The organism is Salinisphaera sp. SWV1 (genome assembly GCF_052044155.1).
Taxonomy (GTDB): domain Bacteria; phylum Pseudomonadota; class Gammaproteobacteria; order Nevskiales; family Salinisphaeraceae; genus Salinisphaera.
Window position 1 is genome coordinate 1 of sequence record NZ_JBQDYE010000025.1, and the last position, 20610, is coordinate 20610.

18 protein-coding genes and 4 tRNA genes are annotated in these 20610 nt (G+C 64.7%); 2 read left to right on the top strand and 20 right to left on the bottom strand.

The window, feature by feature from the left end; genetic code table 11:
* Together ACS8YF_RS12630 and ACS8YF_RS12635 are read right to left on the bottom strand one after the other, a co-directional pair.
* Positions 1–538, bottom strand: a 538-nt coding sequence (locus tag ACS8YF_RS12630; protein WP_440850561.1) for an Arm DNA-binding domain-containing protein, incomplete at its 3' end; no start/stop codon positions are given.
* The gene (locus tag ACS8YF_RS12635) at positions 531–785 is read right to left on the bottom strand and encodes a hypothetical protein (protein WP_440850562.1); all 255 of its coding nucleotides are present in this window, start codon (positions 783–785) and stop codon (positions 531–533) included. The genes ACS8YF_RS12630 and ACS8YF_RS12635, both read right to left, overlap by 8 nt.
* A gap of 150 nt (positions 786–935) precedes the next feature.
* On the opposite strand from ACS8YF_RS12635, the gene ACS8YF_RS12640 reads away from it, so the two are divergent.
* A complete protein-coding gene (locus ACS8YF_RS12640) occupies positions 936–1142 on the top strand; it encodes a helix-turn-helix domain-containing protein (RefSeq protein WP_440850563.1) in 207 nt (68 codons plus the stop codon).
* Positions 1143–1377: 235 nt separating this feature from the next.
* Here the strand turns inward: ACS8YF_RS12640 and ACS8YF_RS12645 are convergent.
* The 9 genes from ACS8YF_RS12645 to ACS8YF_RS12685 form a co-directional block, all read right to left on the bottom strand.
* Positions 1378–1454 (bottom strand) — tRNA-Arg (locus ACS8YF_RS12645).
* A gap of 13 nt (positions 1455–1467) precedes the next feature.
* A tRNA-Ser gene (locus ACS8YF_RS12650) sits at positions 1468–1560 on the bottom strand.
* Positions 1561–1796: 236 nt separating this feature from the next.
* The gene (locus tag ACS8YF_RS12655) at positions 1797–3068 is read right to left on the bottom strand and encodes an aspartate kinase (RefSeq protein WP_440850564.1); all 1272 of its coding nucleotides are present in this window, start codon (positions 3066–3068) and stop codon (positions 1797–1799) included.
* Between the two features lie 60 nt (positions 3069–3128).
* Positions 3129–5753, bottom strand: coding sequence for an alanine--tRNA ligase (gene alaS, locus ACS8YF_RS12660; protein ID WP_440850620.1), 2625 nt, complete (start codon positions 5751–5753; stop codon positions 3129–3131).
* Between the two features lie 120 nt (positions 5754–5873).
* The gene (locus ACS8YF_RS12665; protein WP_440850565.1) at positions 5874–6173 is read right to left on the bottom strand and encodes an MTH1187 family thiamine-binding protein; all 300 of its coding nucleotides are present in this window, start codon (positions 6171–6173) and stop codon (positions 5874–5876) included.
* 495 nt (positions 6174–6668) lie between these two features.
* A complete protein-coding gene (locus tag ACS8YF_RS12670; RefSeq protein ID WP_440850566.1) occupies positions 6669–7154 on the bottom strand; it encodes a regulatory protein RecX in 486 nt (161 codons plus the stop codon).
* A 67-nt stretch (positions 7155–7221) separates the two neighbouring features.
* Positions 7222–8343, bottom strand: coding sequence for a recombinase RecA (gene recA, locus ACS8YF_RS12675; protein ID WP_440850567.1), 1122 nt, complete (start codon positions 8341–8343; stop codon positions 7222–7224).
* 78 nt (positions 8344–8421) lie between these two features.
* Positions 8422–8964, bottom strand: coding sequence for an RNA 2',3'-cyclic phosphodiesterase (thpR, locus tag ACS8YF_RS12680; RefSeq protein WP_440850568.1), 543 nt, complete (start codon positions 8962–8964; stop codon positions 8422–8424).
* A 13-nt stretch (positions 8965–8977) separates the two neighbouring features.
* Entirely contained in the window at positions 8978–9490 is a 513-nt protein-coding gene (locus ACS8YF_RS12685) for a CinA family protein (RefSeq protein WP_440850569.1), read from the bottom strand.
* 93 nt (positions 9491–9583) lie between these two features.
* On the opposite strand from ACS8YF_RS12685, the gene mutS reads away from it, so the two are divergent.
* On the top strand, positions 9584–12199 hold the full coding sequence (gene mutS, locus ACS8YF_RS12690; protein ID WP_440850570.1) for a DNA mismatch repair protein MutS: 2616 nt from the start codon (positions 9584–9586) through the stop codon (positions 12197–12199).
* Positions 12200–12452: 253 nt separating this feature from the next.
* On the opposite strand, the gene ACS8YF_RS12695 is transcribed toward mutS, so the two are convergent.
* The 9 genes from ACS8YF_RS12695 to ACS8YF_RS12735 form a co-directional block, all read right to left on the bottom strand.
* Entirely contained in the window at positions 12453–12944 is a 492-nt protein-coding gene (locus ACS8YF_RS12695; protein WP_440850571.1) for a DUF2505 domain-containing protein, read from the bottom strand.
* Between the two features lie 90 nt (positions 12945–13034).
* Positions 13035–14438, bottom strand: a complete 1404-nt coding sequence (locus ACS8YF_RS12700) for an ABC1 kinase family protein (RefSeq protein WP_440850572.1) — start codon at positions 14436–14438, stop codon at positions 13035–13037.
* Between the two features lie 225 nt (positions 14439–14663).
* Positions 14664–14739: transfer RNA gene (locus tag ACS8YF_RS12705), tRNA-Met, on the bottom strand.
* Between the two features lie 73 nt (positions 14740–14812).
* Positions 14813–15904, bottom strand: coding sequence for a redox-regulated ATPase YchF (gene ychF, locus ACS8YF_RS12710; protein WP_440850573.1), 1092 nt, complete (start codon positions 15902–15904; stop codon positions 14813–14815).
* 45 nt (positions 15905–15949) lie between these two features.
* Complete coding sequence (gene pth / locus ACS8YF_RS12715; protein ID WP_440850574.1) at positions 15950–16531, bottom strand: aminoacyl-tRNA hydrolase; 582 nt, start codon at positions 16529–16531, stop codon at positions 15950–15952.
* A 38-nt stretch (positions 16532–16569) separates the two neighbouring features.
* The gene (locus tag ACS8YF_RS12720) at positions 16570–17283 is read right to left on the bottom strand and encodes a 50S ribosomal protein L25/general stress protein Ctc (RefSeq protein ID WP_440850575.1); all 714 of its coding nucleotides are present in this window, start codon (positions 17281–17283) and stop codon (positions 16570–16572) included.
* Positions 17284–17474: 191 nt separating this feature from the next.
* Positions 17475–18434: a ribose-phosphate diphosphokinase gene (locus tag ACS8YF_RS12725; RefSeq protein ID WP_440850576.1), complete on the bottom strand. Its 960-nt coding sequence runs from the start codon at positions 18432–18434 to the stop codon at positions 17475–17477.
* 45 nt (positions 18435–18479) lie between these two features.
* Positions 18480–18554, bottom strand: a tRNA-Gln gene (locus ACS8YF_RS12730).
* Between the two features lie 941 nt (positions 18555–19495).
* Positions 19496–20599 (bottom strand): MFS transporter, encoded by a 1104-nt coding sequence (locus ACS8YF_RS12735; protein ID WP_440850577.1) that lies wholly within the window; start codon positions 20597–20599, stop codon positions 19496–19498.
* Between the last annotated feature and the right edge of the window lie 11 nt (positions 20600–20610).

Sequence of the window (20610 nt, forward strand, 5' to 3'; positions counted from 1 at the left end):
CGAAGCGGTCGGCCGCCTCGGTCATGATCATGTTCAACACGCCCATCAGGTTATTGATGGTCTTGGGCGAGAGCGTGGCATTGCCGGAGCGTCCGGCGCACTGTGCCACCTCGGCGCGGAAGGCCAGTATGTCCGCCTTGGTGATCTCGCCGACAGGCCGATCACCGAAGGCGGGCAACAGGTGGCGGTTCAGGACCGCTCGATTGCCCAGTTGCGTGTTGCGACGCCAGCGGATTTCGTTCTCCCGCCACCAGGTGTCGGCGAAGTCTTTGAAGAGAGGCGTAGGTTGCTCGACACTGCTTACGCTCTGTTCCGAATCGGAATCAAACTGAGCGGCACGGCTGCTGTTGGGGAAGTATTTCCGATACTCGAAATCACCCAGCGTTATTTCTGCATCAATCTGCTCCAGGATTTTTTGGAGGCGCTTTCTGTTCCGCTGATTGTCGGGAAGCATGGTCTGCTCGCGGCAGCGCTTTCCCTTGAACCGAAAGTCGAAGAAGAGCAGTCCAGTATCTTGCCTCGCTCGGATACTAGACATTGCAATATCCTCCCGCGGCCATGGGAATGCCCGCACTCTCAACTTCAGGTTGCTGCGCCGTACCCGCGCTCTTCATATCCCTCTCTATCGCGCTCCAGATGTAGAGAATTTTCCGACCGCCAAATGGGCGGAAGTAATGCTTGCCTTCGATCAGCACCGAATCTTTTAGTCGGTCGCGGATCGTGCGGCAGTCATACTTGATCCTCTGCGCCAATTCCTCGGTCGTGAGATAGGTTTCTTCGTTCACTGTCGCCTCCAGTCAAATAGCGATATGATCCGCAGGCTGACAAAACGCTTATTCCATGTGCTATTTGTCATCCTGTATGACCTACAGTATGACGATACGTCGCGCGTGTCAACGTTTTGTCATTCTAATTGACATTCTGGGATAACGAAGATGATCAGATGCCACCTCTCGAGGATGATGGGCGAGAAGAAGCTAAAGGTGATGGACGTTGCGCGGGAAACAGGCCTGCATCGCAACACCATCACGCTCCTCTATAAAGAAACCGCCACTCGCGTCGATCTCGACGCCATAGAGAAACTGTGCCGCCTGTTCGAGTGCGAGGTTGGAGACCTCTTCGAAGTAGTCGCGGACGACTGAAATCGCGCGATGGGGCACGGGGCCTTAGCGTCAAACCGGCTCCCGAGCAAAAACGCCGCGTTGCAATCTGGGCACAGGAAAGGCACGAGGTGGGCACGGAGAGTTATCGAGCGCGCAGAAGCGATCGAGCAATTTGCTACTAATCGCTCTGCCAATAGACCGGCTAACACCTATAACGCGTTGTTAGCGCGCAAAAAAAAAGACCAGAAGCCGTCGGCTTCTGGTCTTCTTCTGATGGCGCGCCCGGGAAGATTCGAACTCCCGACCTTGCGGTTCGTAGCCGCACGCTCTATCCAACTGAGCTACGGGCGCTTAACTTCTTGTTTGGCGGAGAGGGAGGGATTCGAACCCTCGAAGGGGCTATAAACCCCTTACTCCCTTAGCAGGGGAGCGCCTTCGACCACTCGGCCACCTCTCCAAAAATCCTTTCTCTCGTTCAACGCGAAGGCTTGGTTGCTACACAGCCCTTTGCGTCGATTCGTCGAACAAAGCGACTTTCGAATGAAGCGACCGTGCGATGCATCCGCGATCAATCGAGGCTGCGCATGATAGCGATTCGATGGCCCGGGGTAAACCCTTTTTTTCACGACCGATCGCATTGACCGGGACGACGGCGCGCGCCGGTTCTGCAGCGCCCGTCGCCATGCCGTTCGCCTACCGATCCGCGGCGGGCGTGAGTTCCGACTCGACCCGCTTCGGCTCGTTCTCGAGCTCGAATTCGTCGTGCAGCGCGCGCACGGCGAGTTCGAGGTACTTGTTCTCGACCACGATCGATATCTTGATCTCGGTGGTCGAGATCATGCGGATATTGATGTTCTCGTCGGCCAGCGCCTTGAACATGCGCGCGGCGACGTTGGCGTGCGAGCGCATGCCCACCCCCACCAGCGAGACCTTGCACACGTCGGGCGTGCCGGTGACCTCGCGCGCGCCGACACCCGGAGCGGCTTTTTCGAGCAGTTCCTTGGCGGTCTCGTAGTCGCGCTTGTGCACGGTGAAGGTGAAGTCGGTGAGCGTGTAGTCGCTCGACGAATCGCCCGAGACGTTCTGCAGGATCATGTCGACTTCGATGTTGTTCTCGCCGATCGGGCCGAGCAGCGAATAGGCAATGCCGGGCCGGTCGGGCACGCCGAGCACGGTGAGCTGCGACTCGTCCTTGGTAAAGGCGATGCCGGAAATAATCGGTTCTTCCACGTATTCCTCCAGGGTGATCAGCGTGCCGGGGCCTTCCTCGAAGGTCGACAGAACGCGCAGCGGCACGCCGTACTTGCCGGCGAACTCCACCGCGCGGATCTGCAGGACCTTCGAGCCGAGACTGGCCATCTCGAGCATTTCTTCGAACGTGATCTTGTCCAGGCGACGGGCGCCGGAGACCACGCGTGGATCGGTGGTGTAGACGCCGTCGACGTCGGTGTAGATCTGGCACTCATCGGCCTTGAGCGCGGCGGCCAGTGCCACGGCCGTGGTGTCGGAGCCGCCGCGGCCCAGCGTCGAGATCGAGCCGTCGCCGGTGATGCCCTGGAAACCGGCCACCACGGCCACCGCGCCCGCATCGATCGCAGCGTGCAGATTGTCGTCCTCGATCCGCTCGATACGGGCCTTCGAGTGAAACTCGTCGGAGACAATGGGCACCTGCCAGCCGGTGAACGAACGCGCCTTCACGCCGATGTGTGACAGCGCCATCGACAACAGCGCGATGGTCACCTGCTCGCCGGTGGACAGGAGCACGTCCATCTCGCGCGGCACCGGGCGGCCGGACAGCTCGCTGGCGAGCTCGGTCAGGCGATCGGTCTCGCCGCCCATGGCCGAGACCACCACGACCACCTGATCGCCGCGGTCGCGATAGCCTTTGATCTTTTCCGCGATGCGCTTGATCTTGTCGACCGTCCCCACCGAGGAACCGCCGTATTTCTGGACAATCAGTGCCATGGATTCATTTTTCCTTGGGCTCGGCGGCCGCGGCCGCCCGTGCATTGATTCGTTTTCGGCTCAGCCGGTGCGGGCCGACAGGCGTTCGTCGATCCAGCCGGCCACGCTGGCGAGCGCCGCGTCGAGATTCTCGGGCTCGCTGCCGCCGGCCTGGGCCATGTCCGGACGGCCGCCGCCCTTGCCGCCGACCTGGCTGGCGACGTAATTGATCAGATCGCCGGCGGGCACCCGGTCGGCCTGTGCCTTGGCGACGCCCGCGATCAACGCGACTTTGTCGCCCTCGGCCGCACCAAGCACGACAATGGCGTTGTCGAGCTTGTTCTTGAGCGCGTCGACCGTGTCCCGCAGTGTCTTGCGATCGGCACCGTCCATGCGCTTGACCACGACCTGGGCGCCGCCGATATCGACCGCCGCCGAGGCCAGATCGTCGCCCTGGCTGGCCGCCAGCTTCTGGTTCGCCGCTTCGAGCTGCTTTTCGAGGCCGGATACACGCTCGAGCACGCGATCCAGCTTGTCCTCGAGTTCACTGGGCGCCGCCTTGAGCCGGCTGGCCAGCCGTGTCTGGCGATCGATCACGTCCTGTATCCAGGCCAGTGCATGGCTGCCCGAGACCGCTTCCAGGCGCCGATTGCCGGCCGACACGCCGCGCTCCTCGGTGATCTTGACGAAGCCGAGCGCGCCGGTGGCCGGCGCGTGGGTCCCGCCGCACAGTTCCACCGAGTAATCGCCGAAGCGCACCACGCGCACGACCGAGCCGTATTTTTCGCCGAAGAAGGCCATCGCGCCCTCGGCCACGGCCTCGTCGTAGGATCGCTCGTAGATGCGTCCTTCGATGTTCTCGCGAATCTTGTCGTTGACCTCGGCCTCGATGGTCGCGAGCTGTTCCGGCGTGACGGCCTCGAAGTGCGAGAAATCGAAGCGCAGGCGATCCGGGGCCACCAGCGAGCCCTTCTGGCGCACATGCGTGCCGAGCGTGTCGCGCAGCGCCGCGTGCAGCAGATGAGTGGCCGTGTGATTGAGTTCGATGTCGCGCCGGCGCGCCACGTCCACCGTGGCGGTCACCTCGGCGCCGGGCGCGACCGCGCCATCCTCGGCATGGCCGATATGCAGGAATACACCGTTCTGCTTCTGCGTATCGGTGACGACGAAGGTAAAGCCCTCGCCGGCGATGGTGCCGGTATCGCCGACCTGGCCGCCGGATTCGCCGTAGAACGGCGTGCGGTCGAGTACGACCACGCCCTGCGACCCGGCCGCGATGGCATCGGTGGGCTCGCCGTCGACCAGCAACGACACGATCCTCGCCCCGGCCTCGTCCTCGGTATAACCGAGAAACGTCGTGGCGTCGCCGACATCGTCGAGCCTGGCGTGATAATCGGCGCCGAACTGGCTGGCGGCCCGGGCGCGCTCGCGCTGGGCGTTCATGGCGCGCTCGAAGCCTTCGTTGTCGAGCGTCAGATCGCGCTCGCGAGCCACATCGTTGGTGAGATCGACCGGGAAGCCGTAGGTATCGTAGAGCTTGAACACGGTCTCGCCCGGGATCTCGTCGCCGGACAGACCGGTAATGGCATCCTCAAGAATCTTCATGCCCTGGGCGAGCGTTTCCGAAAAGCGCTGTTCCTCCTGCTCGACCACGCGCTCGATCTGGGCCCGGGCATCGCTCAATTCGGGATAGGCCTCGCCCATCAGCACGTCGAGCGGCGCGACGAGCTGGTAGAAGAACGTGCCGGTCGCGCCCAGCTTATAGCCGTGACGGATCGCGCGCCGCATGATCCGGCGCAGCACATAGCCGCGGCCTTCATTGGACGGCATCACGCCATCGGCGATCAGAAACGCGGTGGCGCGGATATGATCGGCCACCACCTTCAGCGACGGCAATTGATCTTCGCGCGGCTGGCCTTCGATGCCGACAGCCTCGGCGGTGGCCGCCATCAAGGTCTGGAAGACATCGATGCCGTAGTTGTCGTGCGTACCCTGCATGACCGCGGCAATGCGCTCCAGGCCCATGCCGGTATCGATCGACGGCTGGGGCAGATCGCGCATTTCGCCGTCGGGCTGGCGGTCGTACTGCATGAATACGAGGTTCCAGATCTCGACGAAACGATCGCCGTCTTCCTCCGGCGTGCCGGGCGGGCCGCCCCAGATATGCTCGCCGTGATCGTAGAAGATCTCCGAGCAGGGACCGCAGGGCCCGGTGTCGCCCATCTGCCAGAAGTTGTCCTTGGCGCCAATGCGGGCCAGGCGTGCCTCGGGGATGCCGATGTCATCCTTCCAGATGGCCTCGGCTTCGGCGTCTTCCTCGTACACCGTGACCCACAGCTTCTCGGCCGGCATCTCCAGTTCGACGGTCAGGAACTCCCAGGCGAAACGTATGGCCTCGCGCTTGAAGTAATCGCCGAAGCTGAAGTTGCCCAGCATTTCGAAGAACGTGTGGTGGCGCGCGGTATAGCCGACGTTCTCGAGATCGTTGTGCTTGCCGCCGGCACGCACACAGCGCTGGGCCGACACGGCGCGGTTATAGTCGCGCTGGTCGCGACCGAGGAACACATCCTTGAACGGCACCATGCCCGCATTGACGAACAGCAACGTCGGGTCGGCAGCCGGCACGAGGCTCGACGAGGCCACGAACCGATGCGCGTTGGCCTTGAAATATTCGATGAAACGCGAACGCAGCGCGTTGGTGGTCATCATGGGTCGCGTCTCCGGGTACACATCAGCGGCCTCAAAACATGCGCGCATGCTTTCGGCACAGGGCCTTCATGAATAGCCCGGCAGTTTAGCAAACCGGAGCCGCCCACCCCACCGCGACTATCCTCCAATGTCGCGCACCGCCGCGATCTTGTCGTCGTTGGTCTGCTCCCGATCAGTGCGGGTGCCGACCTTGATCGCGGTATGCACCCGCGGCGCGCCGAGATCGTGGATGGCCTGGTGGCATGCCTTGAATGCGGCAAAGACGGCGTCCCATTCACCTTCCACATTCGTGCCGTAAGCATGCAGCTGCGGCTTCAATCCGGCGGCCTCGAGAATTGGGCCACAGGCCGCGATGTACTTCGACACCGACACGCCCGCGCCCAGCGGTATCACACAGATTTCGGCGGTGACTTTCATGGCACCTCTCGCGTTGAATATCCGTACCCGATCATGCCACCGGCCATTCGATCGTGCAGGCAAGATTCCATCTATTTGATGGGTGTTCAAAAGCCGCTGTCCACAGATTTCACGGATTGCACAGATTGAACGCGAGCGACTTCGCAGTCGGGTCGTTTATAACGGCGCGTTCGGTTCGGCGGTCCTTTATTCGCAGAAACTGTTTCGTCCGCAGATGAACGCAGACACACGCAGATGAATACAACCCTGTTGTCATGTTGCCTTGTTGTTTACCACGGCGTATCCAGAAACAGACGCAGTAGCCGTATGCATCAGATCTGCGTATATCTGCGTCGATCTGCGGATAATAAAAAGCGATGACTCGCGTTCGGAGCCGCCTTGCTACGACAACGATAGGCGCGCCGTAACCAAAGATCCGCCGGTATTCAATCTGCGAAATCCGTGCAATCTGTGGATAGAAAAAACAGGCCACCGAGGCCGCAAACAGCCCGAAGATCAGTCGTCGAACGCAGCCGCCAGCTGATCGGCATCGAAGCCGCGGCGTTGCAGAAAACGCATCTGCTTGGCCCGGGCTGGAAAGTCGGCCGGCAACTCGGCACCGAAACGCTTGCGTCGCGCGGCTTCGGCCAATTCGTCCCAGTCGACGCCGGCATCGGCCAGCGCGGTCTCGATCTCGCCATCGCCCACCCCGGCGCCGCGCAGTTCGGCGCGGATCCGGATCGGGCCGATGCCACGGCGGGCCTTGCTCGCCACCGCAGCCTCGGCGTAGCGGGCATCGGACTGCAAGCCTTGTTCGGCCAGTTCGTCGAGCACGATGCCGATGTCATCGACCGCGTGCTCGCGTTTTTTCAATTTGCTGACGAGTTCAGCATAGGCATGCTCGCGCCGCGCCAGCAGATCCATGGCACGCTTGCGAATCGCGAGCCGCTCGGCATGGCGCGCTTCGTCTTCCGGCCGCTCGTTGCTTGTGTCGTCGTCCATGTCGCTTCACGACAAAGGCCGCGCTTCGCGCGGCCGATCATCGGATTGATACGGCTGGCGTGACCGCCTATTTCGCGCCGCGTTTGGACGCGCCCGAGGCCGCAGTGGCGCCGTTTTCCGAAGACAGCAGGTCCGCTTCGCCGGCCTGATCCGCGCCATTCGCCGCGGCCGCTTCGGCTGCCTTTTCTTCCTTCGTCTTTTTCTTCGGCAACAGCTTCTCGCGCAGGGCCGCTTCGATGGTCTGCGCGATTTCGGGGTTGTCCTTGAGGAACTTGCGGGCGTTGTCCTTGCCCTGGCCGATGCGGTCGCCGTTGTAGGAATACCAGGAGCCGGCTTTTTCCACCAGATTGTTGGCCACGCCCAGATCGATGATCTCGCCTTCGCGCGAGGAACCCTCGCCGTAGAGGATCTCGAACTCGGCCTTGCGGAACGGCGGCGCCATCTTGTTCTTGACCACCTTGACGCGGGTCTCGTTGCCGATGACTTCGTCGCCCTTCTTGATCGAACCGATGCGGCGGATGTCCAGCCGCACGGACGAATAGAACTTCAGCGCGTTGCCGCCGGTGGTGGTTTCCGGGCTGCCGAACATCACGCCAATCTTCATGCGGATCTGGTTGATGAACATCACCGTGGTGCCGGTGCGCTTGATGTTGGCGGTCAGCTTGCGCAGTGCCTGGCTCATCAGCCGCGCCTGCAGCCCGACATGCGAATCGCCCATCTCGCCCTCGATTTCGGCCTTGGGCGTGAGCGCGGCCACCGAGTCCACCACCACGATATCGACCGCCGCCGAACGCACCAGCATGTCCGCGATCTCCAGCGCCTGCTCGCCGGTATCCGGCTGCGAGATCAGCAGGTTCTCGATATCCACGCCCAGCGCTTCGGCATAGGTCGGGTCCAGCGCGTGCTCCGCGTCGATGAAGGCCGCGGTGCCGCCGGCCTTCTGCGCCTCGGCGATGGCCTGCAGCGTGAGCGTGGTCTTGCCCGAGGATTCCGGGCCGTAGATCTCGACCACACGGCCACGCGGGTAGCCACCGACACCGAGTGCGATGTCGAGCGTCAGCGAGCCGCTGGAAATCGAGGCGACGTTGGAGTTGTCGACATCGCCCATGCGCATCACCGAGCCCTTGCCGAACTGGCGTTCGATCTGGCTCAGCGCGGCGGCGAGTGCTTTCTTGCGATCTTCATCCATAGTGATCGGGTCCGTTCGAATCGAACGCAGGCCTCCCGGGCGGGAAAGCAGACTGCTGATGGTCGGGTATGGGCGGCATTATTTCACATTTGCGAGAGGCCCAGCCTCGCCCGCGAGCGGCCAGCGCGCAAGTACGCGATAAGCGCCGGCCACGCCGTGCGCCCCGCTTTCGGCCAGCACGAACTCGCGCGCCCGCCAGGCGATGGGAGCGACCGGACGGGCCGCGATCGGCGCGGCCTTTCTTTGCAACGTGATATGCGGCACGAAACGCCGCCGATCAAGACCGGGACCGCGCAAAAAAGCGGCAAGATCGATCAACGCCTGGGGTGGATCGGAAGGCCCGAGCCAGATCAGGCGGGGTTTGGAAAAACTGTCGAGGCGGTCGAACACGAGGTCGATCGGTGCTGCGGACACGCACTCGGCGCGGGCGATCAGCGCCTCGCGCCCGGCCGCGTCGCAGTTGCCGTGGAAGGCGAGCGTGAGATGCAGCTTGTCGCAGGCCACCGGCGCGCCCCCGGCATCGAGTGCCGCGCCGAGATCAGCGATGCGCCGGGCCGCATCGGGCGGCGGCCAGAGCGCGAAGAACAGACGCTGTGATCCCGATGTATCGCCGGCCGTCATGCGCGCCCCGCCCTCAGCCGGCATCCACGCGTTCGCGCAGGCCGACCAGCGCGGCCAGAACCGAAGCATGCCGTACCGCACGGCGGTCGCCGTCGAACCGATAACGAACCACGTCGGGCTGGCCGCCGCGCGCCTGCCAGCCGATGAATACCGTGCCCACCGGCTTGTCGGCACTGCCACCAGCGGGCCCGGCGACGCCGGATACCGCGATCGCCCAATCCACGCCCGGCGCCGCGGTCAGTACGCCCCGGGTCATGGCCGCGACCACCGGCGCGCTCACCGCGCCGTGATCGGCCAGCAGCGCCGGCGCCACCCCGAGGTCGGACTGCTTGGCCTCGTTGGAATACGTGACATAGCCGCGCTCGAACCAGGCCGAACTGCCGGGAACGTCGGTACAGGCGGCCGCGATCATGCCACCGGTACAGGATTCGGCTGTGGCCAGGCGCCGGTCGCGCGCCGGCAGCAGCGCGGCCAACTGCCCCACCAACTCGTCGATCGCGCCGTCAGGATCGTAAAGCGTCGTCATGGTGGCATTATGCCAGCGCGACCCTGCGAAACCGGAATTGTCGGACTACAATTCGCGCCTGTCCGCGCCATGCACCAGCCACGACGAGACCCCATGAGCGATCCGGCGACCCGCCACGCCCAGCACACGCCGATGATCCGCCAGTATCTGGCGATCAAGGACGAGTACCCGCACATGCTGGTGTTCTACCGCATGGGGGATTTCTACGAACTGTTCTTCGACGACGCCAAGCGCGCGGCCGAGCTGCTCGACATCACGCTCACCGCGCGCGGCGAGTCGGGCGGGGTATCGATTCCCATGGCCGGCGTGCCCTATCACGCGGCCGAATCGTATCTGGCGCGGTTGATCGCGCGCGGCGAATCGGTGGCCATCTGTGAACAAATGGAAGCCCCCGGCAGCACCAAGGGACCGGTGCGGCGCGAAGTGGTGCGCGTGGTCACGCCGGGCACGGTCACCGACGATGCCCTGCTGGATGCGCGCACTGCCAACCTCATCGTGGCCATCGCGCCGGCCAAGCGCGCCATCGGTATCGCGGCGCTCGAACTCGCGCGCGGCGACCTGGCGGTCACCGAGGTCGCCGACGAAGCCGCGCTGGCCGCCGAACTGGCGCGTCTTTCGCCCAGCGAGATCGTGGTGTCGGATCAGTCCACGCTCGAGCTCAAGCTGAACGACACGGCCCGCACCGAACGCCCGGCCTGGCTGTTCGACGCGGTGTCCGCCCGGCGCAAGCTGGAGGCATTCTTCGGCGTGGCCCAGCTCGACGGTTTCGGTTGCGGCGACATGCCCCGCGCAATCGCCGCGGCCGGCGCGCTGATCGATTATGTCGAGGCGACCCAGCACACCGCCCTCGCCCATATCGCGTCCATGCGGACCTATGCCGTCACCGACACACTGATCCTGGACGGGCCCACGCGGCGCAATCTGGAAATCGAGGCCAGCGCGAGCGGCGATACCCGGCACAGTCTGATCGGCCTGCTGGATCGCTGCGCGACGGCCATGGGCGCCCGAGCACTGCGGCGCTGGGCGGCCGAGCCGACGCGCCACTTCAACACGCTGGCCCATCGCCACCAGGCGATCGAAACCCTCATGCGCGGCGCCTATGTGCCGATCGCCGACAAGCTGCGCGCGATGGCCGATGTCGAGCGCATCGCCACCCGCATCGCGCTGGGCACCGCCCGGCCGCGCGATCTGTCCGGGCTGGCCGGTGCGCTGGCCGGGCTGCCGGGGCTGAAAAAAGAACTGGCCGGCCTGGATGCGCCGTTGCTGGCCGGCATCGATACCGCGCTCGACCCCGCCGATGACCTGGCCGGGCTGCTGGCGCGGGCCATCGTGGCCTCGCCGCCGGTGGTGATACGCGATGGCGGCGTGATCGCCGACGGCTACGACGACACGCTCGACGAATTGCGCGCGCTGTCGGCCAACGCCGACGGCTACCTGACCGAACTGGAAACACGCGAGCGCGAACGCACCGGCGTGGACACGCTCAAGGTCGGCTACAACCGGGTACACGGCTACTACATCGAAATGGGGCGCACCCATGCCGACAAGGCGCCCATCGACTACCAGCGCCGTCAGACCCTCAAGGCGGTCGAGCGCTATATCACGCCGGAACTCAAATCCTTCGAGGACAAGGTGCTGTCGGCGCGCGAACGCGCCCTGGCGCGCGAGAAGCAGCTGTATACGGAACTGGTCGAACGGCTGGCCACGCACATGTCGCGCCTGCAGTCGATCGCCGATGGCCTGGCGCGGCTGGACGTGCTGGCCGGGCTGGCGCGCTGTGCGGTCGATTATCGCTGGGTCGCGCCCCGGCTGACCGACACACCCGGCATTCATATCAGCGGCGGCCGCCATCCGGTGGTCGAGCGCTTTTCCGACGCGCCGTTCGTGGCCAACGACACCGAACTGGACGACGACACGCGCGTGCTGCTGATCACCGGCCCCAACATGGGCGGCAAGTCGACCTACATGCGCCAGACGGCGTTGATCGTGCTGATGGCGCACATCGGTTCGTTCGTGCCCGCCGACTCCGCCACCATCGGCCCGCTCGACCGCATTTTCACGCGCATCGGCGCCGGCGACGATCTGTCGGCCGGCCAGTCCACGTTCATGGTGGAGATGAGCGAGACCGCGCAGATTCTGCACCACGCCACCGAACAGTCGCTGGTGCTGCTGGACGAGATCGGCCGCGGCACCTCCACCTACGACGGCCTGGCGCTGGCCCGGGCGGTGGCCGAACGACTGGCCACGCACAATCGGGCGTATACGCTGTTCGCCACGCACTACTTCGAGCTGACCCAGATCGCGGCCGACTGGCCGGCCGCGAAGAATGCCCATTTCGAGGTGGCGGACTACGCCGATGCCGGCGGCGAACAGAAACTGGCGTTCCTGCACGCGATCCGTCCCGGCCCGGCCTCGCGCAGTTTCGGCCTGCAGGTCGCCGCCCTCGCGGGGGTGCCGAAGAAAGTGATCCGCCAGGCCGAGAAGCACCTGGCCGAACTGGAAAACGCGTCGCGCGAATCGAGCAGCCCGCAGCTCGGCCTGTTCGAGGCGCCGAAGCCGGCACCGGTCGCCGAGACCGCGCCGGACCCCGTGCACGACCTGCTCGACGAGATCGACTGCGACGATCTCACCCCGCGTGAAGCCCTGGCCAGGCTTTATGAACTGAAGAACCTGCGGGAGCGGTCGGAGCGAAGCTCTTCCAAGAATTAGCCGGCGAATCAACGCGCAATAAACGCAAATGAACAGATCAACGGGTCGAGGCCTGCGTGGCCACAGCGCTCGATCCACCGGCACAGCGCCACTGGCCTCTTCGTTCCGGAAAACCGGATCGACGTTGCATGCCGGTCACTGTGCTCGGACCGAAGCGAGCCTTATCGCTCGGACGGTCTTTTATTTGCGTTCCTTGGCGTTTATTCGCGGACCCGTATTTCAACGCACGGCCCGCGAGATACCCGAAAACCGCTCAGGCGTAATCGGCCGCCATCTGGTTGGTCAGCTTCAGGTCCTTCTGCATATGCCGGCTGATCGGCCCGGCTACGGCTTTCTCGATCTTGCCGCCCAGCAGAGGCACCGAGGCCTTGATATCGAAATCCAGCGTTAGACGCGAGCCCGAGCCCTGGTCGGTCAGGTGCAGGGCGGCCCCGATCTGTACCGGCGCTTTTTCGATCTCGATGTCCAGGCGGCCGCGCCCCTGATCCAGCTGCCAGGCATCGGTCTGGCGCAGATACAGATGGTCGCCGATCCGGCTCTTGATGAAATCGGGGAACTTGAGGCGGGCCGCATCGAGCGCGTGGCGCACGGTGATCGAGAAGCGATTCTCGCTGCTCTGGGTATCGATCACTTCGGGCTCGCCGCCCATCCTCTCGTACTTGGCACGGTAGTACGCCTCGTCTCCGAACATGCGCAGGATCACGTTGCGCGGATAGTCGAAGTCGAAGGTTTCCTGAAATTTCATGAATCGTCCTTTTCGTTTTGATCGAGCGACAGCGCCCCGGCGGTCATGCCGCACGTGGGCGTCGCACTCGGCGTTCGGCCAGGTGTTCGGCTAGGCGTCGGGCCGGATCCGGCCGTTTTCCTGATACAGATAGGCGCCCAGCAGATCGTGCGCGTTGATCTGGGCGCCGAGCACCGACAGCAGCACGAACACGCCGCCGAGCCGCCGGTGCAGGAACACGATCTCGCGCGGCGGAATACGGAACCAGCGCGAGATGGCCGCATCCTGTACCGCCCTGGAGACGCGCCAGAACAGATCGGACTCGCCCCACTTGTAACGACCGTCCGGGGTCGACAGTTCGGCCGGCGGTTCGGCGCGAAACGGCTCGATGATGAGCAGGCCGACGTTGGCGAAATCGTCGAACACGCGCTGCGGCGAATCGCGGCGCAGCAGATTGATGCCGATCGCGCCGTCGATGAGTTTCTGCCGATCGCCCTCGAAAGCGCCCGCCACCGTGTCGTAGTACGAGCCGAGAAAGCGCGGCGCGAATTCGCGCGTCGCGCCGAAATCGAGCAGCACGAACTGGTCGGCGCCGTCGTCGTTGATCCGGATCTTGTAGTTGCCGAAATGCGGATCGGTCTGGACGATGCCCCAGTTGAAGAACTCGAGGAAAAACAGCTCCAGCGCGGACTCGCTCAGATGATTGCGCCGGTCCTGCGACAGATTCTTCACGCGCTCGCTCTGCACGTGGTCGGCGGCCTCGAACGAGGTCACCAGTACGGTCTCGGTCGAGTATTCGGGAAAGACCTCCGGCACCACGTAGCGGTCGTCGTGGGCCAGGCGCTGACCGAACTCCCGGGTCATGCGCAATTCGCGATCGTAATCCACCTCGCGGTAGATCATCTCGCGCACTTCCTCCATCACCGAGTGCAACTCCATGCCCTTGGGCACGAGCCGCGCCAGACGCACGATATTGGTCAACGTGCGGATATCGCTGTCGATGGCATCGGCCAGGCGCGGGTACTGCACCTTCACGCACAGCTCGCGGCCGTCGGATTTACGCCAGGCGCGGTGCACCTGGCCCAGCGAGGCCGCCGCGAGCGGCTCCGGGTCGATATCGAGTTCGTCCAGGCGTTTGCGCCCGAGCCGTTCGATCACCACCGGCTCCAGATCCGCCCAGGCCACCGGCGGGCTGTCGTCCTGCAGGCTGCGCAGCACCTCGATCGCCTCCGGCGGCATGAAGTACTGGCCATACACCGACAGCATCTGGCCGACCTTCATCACGCTGCCCTTGAGCTGCCCGAGCTCGTCGGCCAGGAACTGGGCCTGCCGGACATAGAACTCGCGATTGCGGGCCTCGCGGTCGGCCTTGTTGCGAAACAGATTGCCCACCGTGTGGGTGGCGAACGACGCGCCGGCCATCATGCCCATGCGCGCCATCGCCGCGTTGCGGTCGAATGACCCGGTCTTGAGCTTGAGCGGCTTACGCTTGCCACCGTCGGATTTCTTCGCCATAGGGATCGGGGCCCGTTGACACTCGCTTGGCCGTGTAGCGCCAGAGTCTAGCAGCTTGGCCGCACACGACCATCCGCCCTATTCCGGGGGCGCGTTTCGGAGCGGATACGAAAAAGGCCCGGGCGGGCTGCCGGGCCTTTTTACGCTCGATACCGGCCCGGGTATGGGAGTCGCCGATGCCGATGGTCAGCGGCGCGACATATGCCCGCGCGTACCGTCTCGATTTGGTGGCCATGGCTGGATTTGAACCAGCGACACCAGCATTATGAATGCTGTGCTCTAACCCCTGAGCTACATGGCCGCGAAGGCGCGAGATTATGTTCGGCCCGGCCGTTTCCGTCAAGACGGTAACGGCCAAAAAATACGGAATCCGCTCAGACGTTGAAGCGGAAATGCACCACATCGCCTTCGGCCATGCGGTACTCCTTGCCTTCGAGCCGCTGGCGGCCGGCTTCCTTGGCGCCTTTCTCACCGCCAAGCTCGACGTAGTCGTCGTAGCCGATCACCTCGGCCCGGATGAAGCCGCGCTCGAAGTCGGTATGGATCACACCCGCCGCCTGCGGCGCGGTGGAGCCGGCACGCACCGTCCAGGCCCGGACCTCCTTGGGCCCGACCGTGAAGAACGTCTGCAGCCCGAGCAGCGCATAGCCGGCGCGGATCACGCGATTCAGCCCGGGCTCGTCCTGGCCCAGTTCGGCCAGGAATTCGAGCTTGTCGCCGCCGTCGAGTTGCGCGATCTCGCCTTCCAGCGCGGCGCATACCGGCACTACCCGCGCATTCTGCGCCTCGGCGTGCGCGCGCACACGATCGAGCAGCGGGTTGTTCTCGAACCCCTCCTCGTCGACGTTGGCCACGAACAACGCCGGCTTGGCGGTGATCAGATGCAGCTCGCGCAGCGCCGCGTGCTCGTCCTCGGACAGTTCCAGCGCCCGCACCGGCGCCCCGGTATCGAGATGATCGCGCACACGGGCATAGACGTCGGCCTGGCGCCTGGCGTTCTTGTCACCGGATTTCGCGGCCTTGGACACCCGGTCCAGCGCCCGGGTGACCGTGGTCAGATCCGCCAGCGCCAGCTCGGTGTCGATGGTCTCGATGTCGGCGATCGGGTCCACGCGCCCCGAGACATGCATGACATCGTCGTTCTCGAAACAGCGCACGACATGCAGGATGGCGTCGGTCTCGCGGATATTGGCCAGAAACTGGTTGCCGAGCCCTTCCCCTGTCGAGGCCCCCGCCACGAGTCCGGCGATATCGACGAACTCGATGGTCGTCGGCAGCACCTTTTCCGGCGCGGCGATCGCGGCCAGTCTGTCGAGCCGCGGATCGGGCACGGTGACCACGCCCACATTGGGATCGATGGTGCAGAACGGATAGTTCTCGGCCGGGATCTCGGCCGCGGTCAGGGCGTTGAACAGGGTCGATTTGCCGACATTGGGCAGGCCGACGATGCCGATCTGAAGCGCCATGGAAAATACCTCGTGAGCGCCCGCGAGATCGCGGACGGAATCGAATCAGGGCTTGCGGGAGTTAAGCTGCTGGGCGCCGCGGTTCCAGCCGGACTCGATGATTGTTTCCACCGCGTCGACACCCGCCTCGATGGCGGCGTCGATTGCCGCCTGTTCATCGGCCGACGGTTTGCCGAGCACGTGCGACAGCACCCGTGAGGCGTGGCCGGGATGGCCGATGCCGATGCGCAGGCGTCGATAACCGGGGCCGATCACACGATGGGTATCGCGCAGGCCGTTGTGGCCGCCGTGACCGCCGCCATCCTTGAGCCGGGCCACCCCCGGCGGCAGGTCGAGCTCGTCGTGCACGACCAGCAATTCGGCGGGCTCGATCTTGTGAAATGCCAGCAGCGGCTGGATGGCCTCGCCGCTGACGTTCATGAAGGTCATCGGCTTGAGCAGCCAGAGCGTCTCGCCCGCGCGTTTGGCGCGCGCGAGATCGCCCCTGAACTTCTTCTCCGGGGAAAAGACAAGACCCCAGCGCTGGGCCAGCCGGTCCGCCAGCCAGAAGCCGGCGTTGTGCCGGTCACGGGCATGATCGGCGCCGGGATTGCCCAGGGCCACGAGCGCGCGGATGCGTTCACTCATCGGTCATTCGATGCGTTCCAACAGCCGCGGGACAACGATCAGCTGTTGTCCGCGTCGCCCTCTTCCTTGCCGTCCTCGTCGGCGTCTTCGTCCTCGGCCTCGGCCGCGTCGGCCGCCGCTTCGGCTTCTGCCTCGGCCTCGTCCTCGGCTTCCAGCTCCACTGCGGCGCGCGGCACCTGGACGGAGACCACGGTCAGATCGTTCTGCTCTTCCTCGTCGCCCATCAGCTCAACGACCTGGACACCGTTCGGCAGCACCAGCTGCGACAGATGCACCGCATCGTGCAGATGCAGGTTGCGGCAATCGACCTCGAGATACTCCGGCAGGTCGCGCGGCAGGCACTCGATCTCGATGTCGTTCATGTTGTGCTGGATGACACCGGCTTCGTCGACCACACCCGGGCATTCCTCTTCGCCCACGAAGTGCAGCGGCACGCTCATGCGCAGCGCCTCGCCCGCGACGATGCGCAGGAAATCGGCATGCTCGACGAACGGCTTGGCCGGGTGGCGCTGCAGGTCGCGCAGCACGACCTCTTCCGCCTGGGCGCCGTCGATGTTGATCCTGATGATGTGCGAGAAGAACGCCTCGTTGTCCAGATGATGGACCAGGTCGTTGTGGTTGAACGACAGCATCACCGGATCGCCGTTACCGCCATAGATGATGGCCGGCACGCGACCGGTCTTGCGCAGGCGCCTGTTCTCGGCCCGGCCGGTGGCATTGCGTTTTTCCGCGTTGAGCTCGAAAGCTTCCATATCGATTCGCTCCAGCTAGCTTGTCTGGCCGCTGGCGTTGGGTTGCGGCCGGTTACAGTCGATGGTCGAACGGCGCAACGATTGTTCCGCCGGGATTAAAAGACCGCGTAGTATACGCGCTTCGTCGCCGATTGCACGAGGCGCACGGTAAAAATTGTATCGGCGGCGCGCATTGACCGCCGGAATCGACGCTAGTCGACGTACAGCGTCGACACCGACTCCTCGGCCGACACGCGCCGGATCGTCTCGGCCAGCAGCGGCGCGATATGCAGCTGTCGGATCTTGGGGCAGGCCGAGGCCTCTTCCGACAACGGGATCGTGTCGGTGACCACGAGTTCGTCGAGGCGGGAATCGCGGATATTCTCCACCGCCTTGCCGGACAGCACCGGGTGCGTCACGTAGGCTCGCACCTTGGTCGCGCCCTGATCCTTCAGCGCATTGGCCGCCTGGCACAGCGTGCCGGCGGTATCCACCAGATCGTCGACCATGATGCAGCTCTTGCCCGCCACGTCGCCGATGATGTTCATGATCTTGGCTTCGTTGGCCTTGGGCCGGCGCTTGTCGATGATCGCCAGGTCCGCCTCGTCGAGGCGTTTGGCCAGCGCCCGGGCGCGGACCACGCCGCCCACGTCGGGCGATACCACGATCAGGTTGTCGCTGCGTTCCTTCTGGCGCCAGATATCGCCCAGCAGCACCGGCGAGGCATAGACGTTGTCCACCGGCATGTCGAAGAACCCCTGGATCTGGTCGGCGTGCAGGTCGACCGTGAGCACGCGGTCGGTGCCCACCGCGCCCAGCAGGCTGGCCGCCACCTTGGCCGAGATCGGCACGCGCGCGCTGCGCGGGCGGCGATCCTGGCGCGCATAACCGAAATACGGCATGACCGCGGTGATACGCCCGGCGGATGCGCGATGCAGCGCATCGATCATCATCAGCAGTTCCATGAGCGTGTCGTTGGTCGGCCGACAGGTCGACTGCACCACAAACACATCGCGGCCGCGTACGTTCTCCTCGATCTCGACCTGGCATTCGCCGTCCGAGAATCGTCCAACGCTGGCCTTGCCCATCGGCAACCTGAGATAGCCCGCCACATCGCGCGCCAACGCCGGGTTGGCGTTGCCGGTGAAGACCATCAATCGGGAGTCCGCCATGGATTGCCGCCGTTTTTGTCGAAATTGGCTGGGGTTCGTTGGAATTGGCTGGGGCGGCAGGATTCGAACCTGCGGTACACGGGATCAAAACCCGATGCCTTACCGCTTGGCTACGCCCCAGTAAAATCACAACGGCAACCCGGATAGGGGGGTCACCGTTTAATCAGAACGCCGGGTATTCTGTTTTGCAACCCTACCCGTGTCAATTTAGAAAGAATGCTTCCGGGCGGCAGGATTATTCGGATGCTCACGCATCCTCACCCTACGGGCCCGTGGCGCTGAAGCGCCCCGGTTCGCCCGCGCATGCGAGGGCGTCGAACCTGCGGTACACGGGATCGCCTGTCACAAACGGGCCGATGCCTTACCGCTTGGCTACGCCCCATTCAAATCAGTGTCCCAATCGCCCATCGCGCGCATTGCGCAGACGAGAGCGGCGTATTCTCTTGGCTTGACCTGAGCCTGTCAATTTCAGGCACAGCACAAACAAACGGCAGCCACGAGAAACCTTCCGGGCGGCAGGATTATTCGGATGCTCACGCATCCTCACCCTGCGGGCCCGTGGCGCTGAAGCGCCCCGGTTCGCCCTCGCATGCGAGGGCGTCGAACCTGCGGTACACGGGATCGCCTGTCACAAACGGGCCGATGCCTTACCGCTTAGCTACGCCCCATTCAAATCGGTGTCCCAATCGCCCATCGCGCGCATTGCGCAGGCGAGAGCGGCGTATTCTCTTGGCTTGACCTGAGCCTGTCAATTTCAGCCACAGCACAAACAAACGACAGCCACGAGAAACCTTCCGGGCGGCAGGATTATTCGGATGCTCACGCATCCTCAACCCTACGGGCCCGTGGCGCTGAAGCGCCCCGGTTCGCCCGCGCATGCGAGGGCGTCGAACCTGCGGCAGGCGCGATCGCTGTTCACCAAGAGCCTATTCCTTACCGCATGGCCGCGCCCGCTCAAACCGCGGCCGGTGACACGCGAGTGCCGATGCCGGCTCATTCAGCGGCTGTGTATTGCCTGGCCGGCCCGGGCACTGGCCATTGCGCGGGCCGCCGTGTCTCGCTCAATGCGCGCGAGCGCGTCGCGGCACCCAGACCGCCAGCATCGCCGCGGCGAGTGCGGCACCCGCGGCCAGCAGGAAACCGGCCGATGCGCCCGCCGCCTCGATCAACGGCCCCAGGCCGATCACGGCCACCGCGCCCAGCGCGTTGGCCAGCCCCAGCGCCAGGCCGGAGCCGAACGAACGATTCTCGGGCAGCACATCCTGCGCGATCAGGATGGTGAGCGGCAGCGTGGCGAACAGGGCGATGCCGAGCATCGCGGTGAGCAACCACAGCCATAACCCGCCAACGAAGCCCAGCGCCGCCGCGCATAACGCACTGAGCAGCATGGTGCCGATCAGCAGCACCCGCGAGCCGAGCCGATCGGCAAGCCAGCCGCCGCTGAGATTGCCGATCACGCCGACCACCAGGAGCACGGTGATCAGGCTGGCGCCCGCGGTGAGCGATCCGCCATCGGCCGACCACATCAGCGGCAACAGCGTGACCGCGGCAAAGATCACGAACGCGCGCAGTGCGCAGAACACGACGAGACGCGACAGACCGCCGATGTGCCGGCGCCAGGCGATCGGCGTGGCATCCAGGGAACGCCGCGGCAACGCGGGTGCGCAACGCGCCAGCAGGAAAACACTGGCGAAACCGGGCAAGGCCAGCAAGGCCAGCCAGTGCAGACCGCCCCACACCACGCACAGCCCGGCCAGCACCGGCCAGACACCCCGCCCGATCTCGCCGCCGACGAGAAACACAGACATGGCCAGCCCCTGGCGTGTCTGCGCCAGTCGACGCACGCCCGCCAGGGCCTGGGGATGGAACATCGCGTTCGAGACACCGATCAGCACGAGCGCGGCCATCAGCGCGGCCGGGCTGGCCACCCATCCCACCAGGCCGGCACCGAGCGACGAGCCCACCAGGCCGACGAGGCTCAATGCACGCCCGCCGATCCGGTCGCCGACCAGGCCGACGAACGGTTGCAGGCCCTGCCCGACCAGCAGCGCGGCCATCAATGTGCCGGCCAGCGCCACTGGCAGGTGAAGCCCGATCAGGATGGCGGGCAATACGCCCGGCAGGAAGTTCGCCGCGCCGTCGTTGACGAAGTGCGACCAACTCATGCCCGCCAGGC